The organism is Fictibacillus sp. b24, assembly GCF_030348825.1.
Lineage (GTDB): Bacteria > Bacillota > Bacilli > Bacillales > Fictibacillaceae > Fictibacillus.
The window spans coordinates 2,224,682-2,237,537 of record NZ_JAUCES010000005.1 but is presented as its reverse complement, the minus strand read 5'-3'; the positions used below and the strand labels follow the sequence as shown (position 1 = coordinate 2,237,537).

General features: G+C 39.5%; 15 protein-coding genes and 1 other annotated feature. Of the genes, 14 read left to right on the top strand and 1 reads right to left on the bottom strand.

Going from position 1 to position 12,856, the window contains the following annotated elements:
* Nucleotides 1–21: 21 nt before the first annotated feature.
* The 10 genes from sigE to ileS all read left to right on the top strand — a co-directional run bounded on the left by sigE (nucleotide 22) and on the right by ileS (nucleotide 8,842).
* On the top strand, nucleotides 22–744 hold the full coding sequence (gene sigE / locus QUF49_RS11500) for an RNA polymerase sporulation sigma factor SigE (RefSeq protein WP_066240564.1): 723 nt from the start codon (nucleotides 22–24) through the stop codon (nucleotides 742–744).
* A 121-nt stretch (nucleotides 745–865) separates the two neighbouring features.
* Entirely contained in the window at nucleotides 866–1,648 is a 783-nt protein-coding gene (gene sigG, locus QUF49_RS11495) for an RNA polymerase sporulation sigma factor SigG (RefSeq protein WP_066240567.1), read from the top strand.
* A gap of 89 nt (nucleotides 1,649–1,737) precedes the next feature.
* The gene (locus tag QUF49_RS11490; RefSeq protein WP_066240570.1) at nucleotides 1,738–2,022 is read left to right on the top strand and encodes a YlmC/YmxH family sporulation protein; all 285 of its coding nucleotides are present in this window, start codon (nucleotides 1,738–1,740) and stop codon (nucleotides 2,020–2,022) included.
* Nucleotides 2,023–2,096: 74 nt separating this feature from the next.
* The gene (gene pgeF / locus QUF49_RS11485) at nucleotides 2,097–2,939 is read left to right on the top strand and encodes a peptidoglycan editing factor PgeF (protein ID WP_289495768.1); all 843 of its coding nucleotides are present in this window, start codon (nucleotides 2,097–2,099) and stop codon (nucleotides 2,937–2,939) included.
* Nucleotides 2,926–3,606 carry a YggS family pyridoxal phosphate-dependent enzyme gene (locus tag QUF49_RS11480; protein ID WP_425590464.1) on the top strand — a complete coding sequence of 227 codons (681 nt, stop codon included), beginning with the start codon at nucleotides 2,926–2,928 and terminating at the stop codon, nucleotides 3,604–3,606. The genes pgeF and QUF49_RS11480 overlap by 14 nt, the downstream gene beginning before the upstream one ends.
* A gap of 12 nt (nucleotides 3,607–3,618) precedes the next feature.
* On the top strand, nucleotides 3,619–4,041 hold the full coding sequence (locus QUF49_RS11475; protein ID WP_289495767.1) for a cell division protein SepF: 423 nt from the start codon (nucleotides 3,619–3,621) through the stop codon (nucleotides 4,039–4,041).
* Between the two features lie 25 nt (nucleotides 4,042–4,066).
* Nucleotides 4,067–4,342, top strand: coding sequence for a YggT family protein (locus QUF49_RS11470; protein WP_394605743.1), 276 nt, complete (start codon nucleotides 4,067–4,069; stop codon nucleotides 4,340–4,342).
* Nucleotides 4,343–4,351: 9 nt separating this feature from the next.
* Nucleotides 4,352–5,125, top strand: a complete 774-nt coding sequence (locus QUF49_RS11465; protein ID WP_289495766.1) for an RNA-binding protein — start codon at nucleotides 4,352–4,354, stop codon at nucleotides 5,123–5,125.
* Nucleotides 5,126–5,201: 76 nt separating this feature from the next.
* Nucleotides 5,202–5,711, top strand: a complete 510-nt coding sequence (locus QUF49_RS11460; protein WP_289495765.1) for a DivIVA domain-containing protein — start codon at nucleotides 5,202–5,204, stop codon at nucleotides 5,709–5,711.
* A 39-nt stretch (nucleotides 5,712–5,750) separates the two neighbouring features.
* Nucleotides 5,751–5,980 (top strand) — a binding site (T-box leader).
* Between the two features lie 99 nt (nucleotides 5,981–6,079).
* The gene (ileS, locus tag QUF49_RS11455) at nucleotides 6,080–8,842 is read left to right on the top strand and encodes an isoleucine--tRNA ligase (RefSeq protein ID WP_289495764.1); all 2,763 of its coding nucleotides are present in this window, start codon (nucleotides 6,080–6,082) and stop codon (nucleotides 8,840–8,842) included.
* Here the strand turns inward: ileS and QUF49_RS11450 are convergent.
* Complete coding sequence (locus QUF49_RS11450; RefSeq protein WP_289495763.1) at nucleotides 8,793–8,960, bottom strand: hypothetical protein; 168 nt, start codon at nucleotides 8,958–8,960, stop codon at nucleotides 8,793–8,795. The two genes, ileS and QUF49_RS11450, sit on opposite strands and share 50 nt — an antisense overlap.
* A 253-nt stretch (nucleotides 8,961–9,213) precedes the next feature.
* Between QUF49_RS11450 and lspA the strand changes: the two genes are divergently transcribed.
* From lspA to QUF49_RS11430, 4 genes are all read left to right on the top strand, one after another.
* Nucleotides 9,214–9,678 (top strand): signal peptidase II, encoded by a 465-nt coding sequence (gene lspA, locus QUF49_RS11445; RefSeq protein ID WP_289497636.1) that lies wholly within the window; start codon nucleotides 9,214–9,216, stop codon nucleotides 9,676–9,678.
* On the top strand, nucleotides 9,671–10,585 hold the full coding sequence (locus QUF49_RS11440; protein WP_289495762.1) for an RluA family pseudouridine synthase: 915 nt from the start codon (nucleotides 9,671–9,673) through the stop codon (nucleotides 10,583–10,585). The genes lspA and QUF49_RS11440 overlap by 8 nt, the downstream gene beginning before the upstream one ends.
* Before the next feature lie 192 nt (nucleotides 10,586–10,777).
* A complete protein-coding gene (pyrR, locus tag QUF49_RS11435; protein ID WP_066240591.1) occupies nucleotides 10,778–11,320 on the top strand; it encodes a bifunctional pyr operon transcriptional regulator/uracil phosphoribosyltransferase PyrR in 543 nt (180 codons plus the stop codon).
* Nucleotides 11,321–11,483: 163 nt separating this feature from the next.
* Nucleotides 11,484–12,803, top strand: a complete 1,320-nt coding sequence (locus QUF49_RS11430; protein ID WP_289495761.1) for a solute carrier family 23 protein — start codon at nucleotides 11,484–11,486, stop codon at nucleotides 12,801–12,803.
* Nucleotides 12,804–12,856: the final 53 nt, after the last annotated feature.

The following is a 12,856-nucleotide window of genomic DNA, read 5'->3' as shown; positions in this document are numbered from 1 at the left end:
TAAGGTGAAAGGGGAGTTATTATGTTCAATAAGTGGCGTCTTAAATTAACGATGTATTGGTATAAGTTATTATTTAAACTTGGACTAAAGTCTGATGAGATCTATTATATCGGTGGAAATGAAGCATTACCACCGCCGTTAAGCAAAGAAGAAGAAGCAATTTTGCTAGAAAAACTGCCTTCTGGGGACCAAGCAGCTAAATCACTATTAATTGAACGAAACCTTCGCCTTGTTGTTTACATCGCACGCAAATTTGAGAATACAGGAATAAACATAGAAGATTTAATCAGTATTGGAACAATCGGACTTATTAAAGCGGTTAATACGTTTAACCCAGAAAAAAAGATTAAACTTGCCACATATGCCTCAAGATGTATAGAGAATGAAATATTGATGTACTTGCGCAGAAATAATAAAACACGTTCTGAAGTATCTTTTGACGAACCATTAAATGTTGATTGGGATGGAAACGAACTTTTGCTCTCGGATGTTTTAGGTACAGAAGACGATATCATTACGCGGCGTATTGAAGCAAATGTTGATCGCAAGCTTTTATTAAAGGCACTGTTTACACTAAATGATCGGGAAAAACAGATTATGGAACTGCGCTTTGGTTTATCTGGCGGAGAAGAAAAAACGCAAAAAGATGTAGCAGATATGCTCGGAATATCTCAATCCTATATTTCCAGACTCGAAAAAAGAATTATTAAGAGGCTACAAAAAGAATTTAATAAGATGGTTTAGACATTATTCTATATAGGATGTTAAATCATTAGGTGCTTTAGTTAAAATTTACAATTGCATAAATTTCCCTCCGTTCGGTGATACTTAATTTGAAATTAGCTCCCGGCAGGAGGGAAAAGACTTGACAAGAAATAAAGTTGAGATTTGCGGAGTTGACACATCAAAGCTTCCTGTTTTAAAAAATCCAGAGATGCGAATTCTTTTTGATAAGATGCATAAGGGTGACCCTGATGCACGCGAAACTTTGGTTAACGGAAACCTCAGACTCGTTCTGAGTGTAATTCAGCGATTCAACAACCGCGGAGAGCATGTTGATGATTTATTTCAAGTTGGTTGTATTGGACTTATGAAGTCTATCGACAATTTTGATCTAGGTCAGAATGTTAAGTTTTCTACCTATGCAGTGCCAATGATCATCGGTGAAATTCGCCGTTATCTTCGAGACAATAACCCGATTCGAGTTTCAAGAAGCTTAAGGGATATCGCTTATAAAGCACTGCAAGTTCGTGACCAGCTTATGAACAAATTATCTCGGGAACCAACAGCACAACAAATTGCAGAAGCACTTGATGTTCCAAAAGAAGAAGTAGTGTTTGCTCTTGATGCAATCCAAGATCCGGTTTCGCTTTTTGAACCGATCTATAACGATGGTGGAGATCCGATATTCGTAATGGACCAAATCAGTGATGATAAGGCAAAGGATATGCAATGGATTGAAGAAATCGCGTTAAAAGAAGGAATGCGGCGCTTGAACGATAGAGAAAAAATGATTCTTACTATGCGGTTTTTCCAAGGTAAAACACAAATGGAAGTAGCAGATGAAATTGGAATCTCGCAAGCACAAGTTTCAAGGCTCGAAAAAGCAGCAATCTCACAAATGAATAAAAATATTCAAAGCAGCTAAAACCCGTTTTATACGGGTTTTTATTTTTGGTCATAAACATGAAACAGCTTTGTCCTTCATATAATGAAAACAGAAAGGCGGGTTGTGACATGAACAAAATATCAGACTTTCAAGTTAAAGACGTAGTTAATGTGGCAAATGGGAAAAAACTTGGCCATATAGCTGACCTGGAAATCAATCTGAATACCGGAAAGATAGATGCGATCATTATCCCAGGAGCTGGGAAGATGCTTGGTTTTTTTGCAAGAGAAAATGATATTGTGATACCATGGCGAAATATCGTGAAAATCGGTGCGGATGTTATACTGGTCAGACATATGGAAGCAAGTGAATTAAATGAATACGTAAAAGAACCGTTTGATCAAATGAAATAAACGGTTCTTTTTTTCTTTCTCAACGGAAAATGTGTTAAAATAAAGATAAAACTTTCCAGGAGGAGTACATACATATGAACACGTTTAAACAATCTGGAAAGCATCTTGAGATCGTTAAATGGCAAGAACAAAATTCTAAAATTGTTGCAGGTTTTACAACGCGCGAAGGCGGGAATAGTTCAGAGCCCTTTTACTCAATGAACATGGGTTTTCATGTAAATGATAATCCAGACACGGTTCGGAAAAATCGAAAAAAGTTTGCAGAGTCAATCGGATTTCCTGTGGAAAACTGGGTAGGTTCAAAACAAGTTCATCGTGCTAAGATCGTGAAGGTATCTATGAATAAGCGTGGTCACGGCTCCTTAGATTTTGAAACAGCTATACCAGATACTGATGCTCTATATACGTCAGATGAAGATATCCTATTAACATCTCTTTATGCTGATTGTGTACCGCTCTATTTTTATGCGCCCAATGAACAGTTAGTCGGTCTTGCTCATGCTGGCTGGAAAGGAACAGTCGCAAAGATCGGACCAGAAATGGTTAAGATTTGGTGCGAAAAAGAGAATGTAGATGTTAAGACCATTCAGGCTGCAATCGGACCGTCCATTGGAGACTGCTGTTATGAAGTAGATGATAGAGTAATAAATGAAGTGATAACAGCTTTGAATGGAATGGACGATTGTACAATCTTTAAGAAAAATGAATTCGAAAAATATCAATTAAACTTAAAAAGTCTAAATGAAAAGCTACTTCTGCATGCGGGAGTGCTTCAAGAAAACATAATTATTTCTGATCAGTGCACGAGTTGTAAGAATGATATCTTTTTTTCACACCGTAAAGACATGGGTAAAACCGGAAGAATGATGAGTTATATAGGCAGGAAAGGAGATTTATCTGAATTTGGGAATCGCTGAAAATAGAAATCATATTATTAAAGAAATACAAACTGCCTGCGAGAAAAAAAACAGATCTCCAAAGGGCGTTAATTTAATCGCTGTTACGAAATATGTAAGTAACGAAACAACGAAAGAGGCTGCTTTAGCAGGTGTTGAACATATAGGAGAAAATAGAGTCGAAGGCCTTCTGACAAAGAAAGAATTCCTAGATGACTTATCTGTTAAATGGCACTTTATCGGAACTCTGCAAACAAGGAAAGTAAAAGATATTATTGAACATGTGGATTACATTCACTCACTAGATCGATTAAGTTTAGCGAGAGAGATTCAGAAACGAGCAGGAAGAACCATTTCATGTTTTGTTCAAGTAAATGTAGCTGAAGAAGACTCTAAACATGGTCTTGCAGTAAACGATGTGCTTCCTTTTGTCGATAAACTAAGAGACTACGATCGTATTACAGTTGCTGGCCTGATGACCATGGCTCCTTTCACGGATGATAAATCTTTAATTAGAAAGGTGTTTTCAACATTGAAGCAGCTTCAATTGGAGATACAGGAAAAAGAAATGCCGCACGCTCCTTGCACAGAGCTATCAATGGGAATGTCAAACGATTATTTAATTGCCGTTGAAGAAGGAGCAACTTTTATTCGAATTGGGACGAACTTAGTGGGAAAAGAATTTTAGGAGGTGGAATAAATGGGAATTAAAACGAAATTCAAGCGCTTTTTTGATCTTGAGACCGATTATGAGTATGAAAACGAGTATGAAGATGACTCAGTAGCTGAAGAAGAAGAGATTACACCTTCTCATACGAAAAAAGGGAAGCCGAACGTTGTAAGTCTTCAAAGCATTCAGCAACAGGTTAAAGTTGTTCTAGTAGAGCCTCGTGTTTATGCGGAAGCTCAAGACATTGCTGATCAATTAAAAAATCGAAGAGCAGTTGTTATGAATTTGCAAAGAATTCCGCATGATCAAGCAAAGCGAATCGTAGACTTTTTATCAGGAACTGTTTATGCGATTGGTGGGGATATTCAAAAGCTAGGACCAAACACATTTTTGTGCACACCAGAAAATGTTGATGTATCCGGTACAATTTCAGAAATGATGGACGAAGATTAAATCAGGCAGGTGAAGATTATTGAACATGATTTATGCAATTGAAGATGTTGTACTAACACTTATTCAAATCTACTATTACATGATAATAGGATACATACTTTTATCTTGGTTTCCAAATGCTCGTGAGTCATCAATTGGCCAAGTTATTGCAAGGCTTGTGGAACCATATTTATCTCCGTTCCGAAAGATTATTCCGCCGCTTGGCATGATTGACCTTTCGCCTATCGTAGCTTTAATGGCGCTGCACTTTGCCCGTTTTGGAGTAAGTGCGATAGCAGACATGATCGCTCGTTCGCTATAAGGCTGCCGTATGAGTATTTACCAGCATTATAGACCAGAAGAACATGAGTTTGTTGATCGTGTATTAAATTGGAAGTCAGAAGTGACAGAGCGATACAGCCCAAAGCTGACTGATTTCCTAGATCCGCGTGAACAAGAAATTATTAAAACGATCGTTGGTCATGATACGGATGTTCGCCTCTCTTTATGGGGAGGCTCTTCTTTTTCTGAACGAAAACGTGCGTTTTTGTATCCAGATTATTTGGATGCTAAAAACGAAGACTTCCAAATGGTTTGTTATGACATTGAGTATCCCTCAAAGTTTTCTTCCATTGAACATAGAGACGTTCTAGGTGCGTTAATGAACATCGGTGTAAAACGAGGAAAGTATGGCGATATTTTAATTTCAGGGGATAACGTTCAGTTTATATGTGCTGCTGAGATTGCAGGATTCATTGAACTCAATTTAACAAAGATAGGAAAAACAGGTGTAAAGCTTCTTCCTATCAAAGAAAACGAATTAATTGAATCGAAAACAGAATATGACGAAAGAAACGGTACTGTATCATCACTGCGGCTTGACGTCATCGTGGCTGAAATATATAACTTGTCACGTGCAAAAGCGTCTCCATTCATTCAGCAAGGACGTGTGAAATTGAACCATAAAGTTACTGAACAAGTGGCAGCTGAAGTTATGGAGGGAGACGAGCTTTCAGTACGAGGATTTGGCAGAAGCAAGCTGATTGCAATAGAAGGAACGACAAAAAAAGAAAAATGGCGTATTCGTTATGGATTATTAAAATAAATTCCCGCTAAAGAAGGAATTTTAGAAAATTTGTCGAAATTAGGTAAAAAATAATGCATCTATGGAGGTGGCCGTTGTGCCTTTAACACCATTGGATATCCACAACAAGGAATTCACAAGAGGTTTCAGAGGGTATAGTGAAGATGAGGTTAATGACTTTTTAGATCAAGTCATTAAAGATTATGAAGCAGTGATTCGTGAAAAGAAGGAATTAGAGGAAACGGTTGCAAACCTTGAAGAAAAAATCTCTTATTTTAAAAACATTGAGGAAACACTAAATAAGTCGATTCTAATTGCTCAAGAAACAGGTGAAGAAGTAAAAAGAACAGCGTCAAAAGAAGCGCGCTTAATTGTTAAAGAAGCCGAAAAGAACGCTGACAGAATCATTAATGAATCACTTTCTAAATCTAGAAAGATCTCAATGGAGATTGATGAACTGAAAAAACAGTCATCTGTTTACCGCACGCGATTCAGAATGCTGATTGAAGCACAGCTTGAGATGCTAAAGAATGATGATTGGGATTCTTTAAATGCTCCTGAAAATCTTGACAGCTACGAACTTCAGGAAGTAAAGACGGAAGCTTGACATTCATTTAAAAAATCGCATATACTTTTCTAAGATTAATATGTGACGAAGACGGGGACAGTAAAATACTTTCTTTCTATTAAAGCGAACTGGGAAATGGTGCGAGCCTGGTATAGTGAAGTATTTGAAGATCACCCCTGAGTTCTTGGACTGAAATATTTGCAGTAAGTTCAAGCGCCTCATCCACGCTACGGATGACTAAGCGGGTTTTGTGATTATATCATGAACCTATTAGGGTGGTACCGCGGGTTAACCTTCTCGTCCCTACTGTTCGTTCAGTAGGGCTGAGAAGGTTTTTTTGTTTTCCGTGCAGTTACTAGAAAACCAAGTCATCTGTCACGTTTTATCGTAATGAAGGAGGAAAAATGATGAATTATAAAGACACGCTACTAATGCCAAAAACAGAGTTTCCGATGCGTGGGAATCTTCCGCAAAGAGAACCTGTTGTTCAGGAAAAGTGGAAAGAACTAAACATTTATGAAATGGTGCTTGAAAATACAAAGGATTTGCCGCCATTTATCTTACACGACGGACCTCCGTATGCGAATGGCGATATCCACATCGGGCATGCTGAAAACAAAATTCTAAAAGATATCATTGTTCGTTTCAAATCCATGACTGGTCATTATGCACCATATGTTCCAGGCTGGGATACACACGGATTGCCAATTGAAACGGCACTTACAAAAAGCGGGAAAGTAAAACGCAAAGAGCTGACTGTTGCAGAATTTCGTAAGCTTTGTGAAGAATATGCTCTTAAACAAGTTGATCATCAGCGTGAACAGTTTAAACGTCTAGGCGTTCGCGGTGACTGGGAAAACCCTTATATCACACTTGATAAAGGCTATGAAGCAAGACAGATTGAAGTATTCGGCGAGATGGCGAAGAGAGACTTGATCTATAAAGGGCTAAAGCCTGTTTATTGGTCACCATCATCAGAGTCCGCATTGGCAGAGGCGGAAATTGAATATCAAGATAAGCGTTCAGCTTCTATCTATGTAGCTTTTGATGTGAAAGATGGTAAAAGAGTTTTAGATACAGATGAAAAACTCGTAATCTGGACAACAACGCCATGGACGATTCCAGCAAACTTAGGAATCTCCGTTCACCCTGATTTGGATTATGTTTCTGTTCAAACTGAGAATGGTAAATATGTTGTTGCGGAAGCACTTTTAGAATCTCTTACAAAAGAATTCGAATGGGAACAGGCTGAAGTTGTTAAACGTTTCAAAGGTGCGGAAATTGAAAATGCCGTAGCAAGCCACCCGTTATATGGACGTGATTCACTTGTAATGCTCGGTGACCATGTTACAACGGACGCAGGAACAGGCTGTGTTCACACAGCTCCTGGACACGGGGAAGATGATTTCCTAGTAGGTAAGCGCTACGGTCTTGAAGTGTTGTGCCCTGTTGATGACAGAGGTGTAATGACAAAAGAAGCTCCTGGATTCGAAGGTCTATTTTACGATGAGGCAAATAAACCGATTACCGAACAATTACAAGAAAAAGGTGCTTTGTTAAAGCTTTCATTTATCACACACTCGTATCCCCATGACTGGAGAACAAAAAAGCCGGTAATCTTCCGTGCAACTGCACAGTGGTTTGCGTCCATTAAAGGTATCCGTGAAGATATGCTTCGCGCGATCGAAGAAGTGAACTGGGTTCCTACTTGGGGTGAGACGCGTCTTCACAACATGATCAAAGACCGTGAAGATTGGTGTATTTCCCGTCAAAGAGCATGGGGTGTTCCAATCCCTGTATTCTATGGTGAAGATGGGGAAGCAATCCTTACTGAAGAAACGATTGCTCATGTTGTAGAATTGTTTAGAGAACACGGTTCAAATGTTTGGTTTGAAAGAGAAGCGAAAGATTTGCTGCCTGAAGGGTTTACATCTCCTCACAGTCCGAACGGCCGTTTCTCAAAAGAAACAGATATTATGGATGTATGGTTTGATTCTGGAACATCACATTGGGGTGTGCTAGAAGAGAGAGAAAACTTAGTTCGGCCTGCAGACCTTTATCTTGAAGGATCTGACCAATACCGTGGATGGTTTAATTCATCCCTTTCGACATCAGTTGCGATCACTGGAAAAGCTCCTTATAAAGCAGTTCTTAGCCATGGATTCGTTTTAGATGGTGAAGGACGTAAGATGAGTAAATCAATTGGCAATACGCTTGATCCGATAAAGGTTATGAAGCAGCTTGGAGCAGACATCATTCGTCTATGGGTATCTTCAGTTGACTATCAATCAGATGTGCGTGTATCCGATGACATCTTAAAACAAGTGGCAGAAGTATACCGTAAGATCAGAAACACACTTCGTTTCTTATTGGGTAATCTTCATGGTTTTGATCCAAAGCAGCATTCTGTTGCATTTGATGAAATGCCGGATCTTGAAAAGTACATGATGGTTAAGCTTGATAAAGTTGTAGCCAAAGTAAAAAAGGCATATGAAGAATATCAATTTATTACGGTATACAATACAATTCATAATTTCTGTACGATCGAGTTAAGTTCTTTCTATTTGGATATGGCAAAAGATACGCTTTATATCCAAGCTGAAGATGATCATAAACGCAGAAGTATCCAAACGGTGCTTTACGAAACGTTAATGGCACTAACAAAACTTTCTGCTCCAGTCCTTTCTCACACAGCTGACGAAGTATGGGAGTACATTCCAGGTGCAGAAGAAGCAAGTGTTCAATTAACAACGATGCCAGAAGTGAAAAACTATCAAGGTACAGAACAGCTTGAAAAAGACTGGGATGTATTTATGGATGTACGTGACGAAGTGTTAAAAGCATTAGAAGAAGCGAGAAGCCAAAAAACGATCGGCAAATCACTTACTGCTTCAATCACTCTTTATCCTACCGAAGCGTTAAAACCATGGCTTGAGTCGGTGGAAGACTTGAATAAGCTCTTTATCGTTTCTAAAGCTGTAGTTGGAGGAGTGAAAACTGAAGCTCCTGAATCGGCAGGACAGTATGACCATGTTGCTGTTTCTGTAACTTCTGCTGAAGGTGAAACATGTGAACGCTGCTGGGTTGTTTCTGAAGATGTAGGTAAGAATGAGAGCCATCCTACACTCTGTGCAAGCTGTGCTGATATTGTTGAGAAGCATTACGCTTAACAGCTGTTTTCGTATTCATTGCTGTTTTTGAAAGTGGTTGATTTCCGCTCCAGGTTGCTCGCTTTCCACGGGGCGTACGGTGAGCCTCCTGCCGCTTTGCGCCGTTAGGAGTCTCCACCTGACCGCTCGTCCCGTAGGAGTCGGCAACCTTGCGCTACAATCAACTTTTCAGTTAAGCGAATGAACAAAATTAGCAAAAGCTTCAACTCTTTAAAATAAAGGTAATATAATAAAAGAAAATCCCGCGATTTGCGGGATTTTTTCTTGTGGTGGAGTACTTCATTGGTGACATGCGCAAATTAAATTGTAGAACGTCCGATGGCTGTGCTACAATTCATAAAGACATTAATTTCTGTATCGGAGGAGTTCTATTGTTTTATTATCTTGTAGCTTTGTTAATCTTGGCAGTAGACCAGGTGACAAAGTGGGTAATCGTAAAGAAAATGGAATATGGAGAGTCTATTCCTGTTATTGATCAAGTATTCTACATAACCTCTCACCGAAACAGGGGAGCAGCTTTCGGTATTCTGCAAGATCAGCGATACTTTTTTATTATTATTACGGTCATCGTTGTTGGGGTAGTGGTTTATTATCTGCAAAAGCACGCACACGATACATTGCTTAAAACAGCACTCGCTCTAGTATTAGGTGGAGCTGTTGGGAATTTTATCGATCGTTTGCTTCGCGGTGAAGTTGTTGATTTTCTAAATGTTTATATTGGAAGCTATGATTTCCCTATATTTAATGTTGCGGACAGCGCACTCGTTGTGGGTGTAGGTCTTATTTTTATTCAAAGTTTTATGGAAAGCAAAAAGAAGGAGACAGAAAATGAATAAATTCGAGTATACGGTAACTCCTGAACAAGCAGGAAACCGTATTGATAAGGTTTTGTCTGAAGTTCAGGACGATTGGTCCCGTTCACAAATTCAAAGCTGGATCAAAGACAAAATTGTGTTATTGAGTAACAGTCCTGTAAAGTCTAACTATAAATGTGCAGCTGGTGATGTGATTGAAATTGAAATCCCTGAACCAGAAGTGCTTGATGCTGTTCCAGAAGAGATGAATCTTGATATCGTATACGAAGATTCAGATGTACTCGTTGTAAATAAACCCCGTGGGATGGTGGTCCACCCAGCTCCAGGACATTACAGCGGAACACTCGTGAACGGTCTTATGGCTCACTGTAAAGATCTATCTGGAATCAATGGTGTGTTGCGTCCTGGGATTGTCCACCGTATTGATAAAGATACGTCAGGATTATTAATGGTCGCTAAGAATGACATGGCTCACGAATCTCTTGTTAACCAGCTTAAAGCGAAAACAACAACTCGTGTTTATAAAGCGATTGTTCATGGAGTTATGCCGCACGATCAAGGTACGATCGATGCTCCGATCGGAAGAGATAAAAGTGATCGTCAAAAAATGACGGTTACAGATGAAAACAGCCGTGACGCTGTTACGCATTTTAATGTTATTAAACGATTTGCAAATTATACGTTTGTTGAGTGTCAGTTAGAAACAGGTAGAACACACCAAATCCGTGTTCACATGAAGTATATTGGGTTCCCTCTAGCTGGTGACCCGAAGTATGGTCCTTCAAAGACGCTTACAATTGAAGGCCAGGCACTTCATGCAGAAACACTTGGTTTTGATCATCCGCGAACAGGCGAATATATGGAGTTTAAACGTGAAATTCCAGCTGATATGAATGATCTTTTAGATTTATTAGAGAAAAGAAGTTGACAATCAACTAGGAGTTTGTAATAATCAATGTAACTTAAATAGTCCTTTAACTTTAGTCCCGTGAGGCTGAGAAGGAAACGTTATTAATGAGAATCCAACAGGGATTACTCTATCCTCTCGTCATGCGTGACGGGAGGATTTTTTTTGAAAGATAACGGTTAAAGGCACCGAGTTTTAAAAGGAGGGTATGTTATGTCAAAGACAGTATTAATGGATGACCAAGCAATCAGAAGAGCATTGACTCGAATCGCGCATGAGATCATTGAGCGGAATAAAGGAGTCAAAGACATCGTATTAGCTGGCATAAAGACCCGAGGTGAATTTCTTGCAAAACGCCTTGCTGAGCGTATCGAACAGATCGAAGGAAACGCCGTATCAGTAGGTGTAATTGATATCACATTATACAGAGACGATCTTAAGATCAAAACGGATGATTCTGAACCTGAAGTGAAAGGAACTGACATTCCGGTCGAAGTTTCTGACAAAAAGATTATCTTGGTGGATGATGTTCTATATACAGGAAGAACAGTTAGAGCTGGTATGGATGCCATCATGGATCTTGGACGAGCCTCGAATATACAGCTTGCAGTCCTTATCGACAGAGGTCATAGAGAATTGCCGATACGAGCTGATTATGTAGGAAAAAATGTTCCAACATCAAGCGAAGAAATTATATCAGCTTCTTTAATAGAAGTTGATGGCTTTGATGAAGTATCGATCTCAACAAACAAATAAATTCCCTTTAAATTCAGTCCAGAGAGGCTGGCAAGGGAGGTATAAATCATGTGCTCACAAGGTTCCTAGTGTGCACATGTGCCTCCGCGGCCTCTTTTGCTAAAAAGCAGAAGAGGTTTTTTATTGCAGAAAAGAGCGTCTTAAAAACAGGAGGTATTTCTAAATGGAAAACAACACAAAAGCAATATTAGATGTAAATGAAAAACCGTCACCGGTTCAATGGCTGACACTAAGCTTACAGCACTTATTTGCAATGTTCGGCGCAACGGTATTGGTACCGTTCTTAGTTGGACTGCATCCTGGAGTGGCACTCGTATCAAGCGGACTTGCAACAATTGCATACCTTTTGGTAACAAAAGGCCAGATTCCCGCCTACCTTGGATCAAGCTTTGCTTTTATCACACCGATCTTGACGGTTAAAGCTTTTGGCGGACCTGAAGCAGCAATGCTAGGAAGTTTTCTAGCGGGACTAGTATATGGGGTAGTCGCACTTTTAATAAAAGGGTTTGGCTTTAAATGGCTGATGAGAGTGCTGCCGCCGGTTGTCGTTGGTCCTGTCATTATCGTAATCGGATTAGGGCTGGCAAATGTAGCAGTAGGAATGGCGATGAACGACCCTGAAACACAGAAGTATAGCTTAAATCACTTTACGGTAGCACTTTTTACACTTGGAATTACAATCATATGCTCGATTTTCTTTAGAGGAATCTTAGGGATTATACCAATCTTAATCGGAATTATCGCAGGTTTTAGCTTTGCTTACTTCAGAGGTATTGTAGATTTTACGAAAGTGGCAGAAGCAAAATGGATTCAAGCACCAGACTTCTTCGTACCTTTTGTAAACTACACTCCCGACTTCTCATGGAGTATTGCTATGATCATGATGCCGGTTGCTGCGGTAACCATTGCAGAACACATCGGACATCAGCTCGTTCTATCTAAAGTAGTTGGCCGAAACTTTATTGAAAAACCAGGCCTTCATCGCTCGATTTTAGGCGATGGAATGGGAGTGGTTATCGGTTCTTTAATCGGCGGGCCGCCTGTAACAACTTATGGTGAAAACATCGGAGTGTTAGCAATAACTCGAGTTTACTCGGTTTTCGTAATAGGAGGAGCTGCTGTGACAGCGATCCTGTTCGGATTCTCTGGGAAAGTTACAGCAATGATCAGCACAATTCCAACAGCGGTAATGGGTGGAGTTTCCATTCTCTTGTTCGGAATCATCGCTTCATCAGGATTAAGAATGCTTGTAGATAACAATATAGACTTTGGAAACAAAAGAAACTTGATTATCTCATCTGTAATCTTAGTAACCGGAATTGGCGGAGCAGCTCTTAAGATCAATGCAAACTTTGAGATTGCTGGAATGGCTTTAGCAACACTGATCGGAATTGTTCTAAACTTGGTGCTGCCAGGGAGAGAAAACGAAGAAGATCTAATGAACAAAATGTTTAAAACAGATGGTAACGACACAGCTGCATAATACACCTTTTAAATAAGTACGAGAGACTTAAAAGGGTGACGACTTAAGAGGAA

Excerpts from the sequence above, each read along its gene's own strand:
- sigE (WP_066240564.1), top strand. The coding sequence starts at position 22 with ATGTTCAATAAGTGGCGTCTTAAATTAACGATGTATTGGTATAAGTTA.
- QUF49_RS11490 (WP_066240570.1), top strand. The coding sequence starts at position 1,738 with ATGAACAAAATATCAGACTTTCAAGTTAAAGACGTAGTTAATGTGGCA.
- pgeF (WP_289495768.1), top strand. The coding sequence starts at position 2,097 with ATGAACACGTTTAAACAATCTGGAAAGCATCTTGAGATCGTTAAATGG.
- QUF49_RS11475 (WP_289495767.1), top strand. The coding sequence starts at position 3,619 with ATGGGAATTAAAACGAAATTCAAGCGCTTTTTTGATCTTGAGACCGAT.
- QUF49_RS11470 (WP_394605743.1), top strand. The coding sequence starts at position 4,067 with ATGATTTATGCAATTGAAGATGTTGTACTAACACTTATTCAAATCTAC.
- QUF49_RS11465 (WP_289495766.1), top strand. The coding sequence starts at position 4,352 with ATGAGTATTTACCAGCATTATAGACCAGAAGAACATGAGTTTGTTGAT.
- ileS (WP_289495764.1), top strand. The coding sequence starts at position 6,080 with ATGAATTATAAAGACACGCTACTAATGCCAAAAACAGAGTTTCCGATG.
- QUF49_RS11440 (WP_289495762.1), top strand. The coding sequence starts at position 9,671 with ATGAATAAATTCGAGTATACGGTAACTCCTGAACAAGCAGGAAACCGT.
- pyrR (WP_066240591.1), top strand. The coding sequence starts at position 10,778 with ATGTCAAAGACAGTATTAATGGATGACCAAGCAATCAGAAGAGCATTG.
- QUF49_RS11430 (WP_289495761.1), top strand. The coding sequence starts at position 11,484 with ATGGAAAACAACACAAAAGCAATATTAGATGTAAATGAAAAACCGTCA.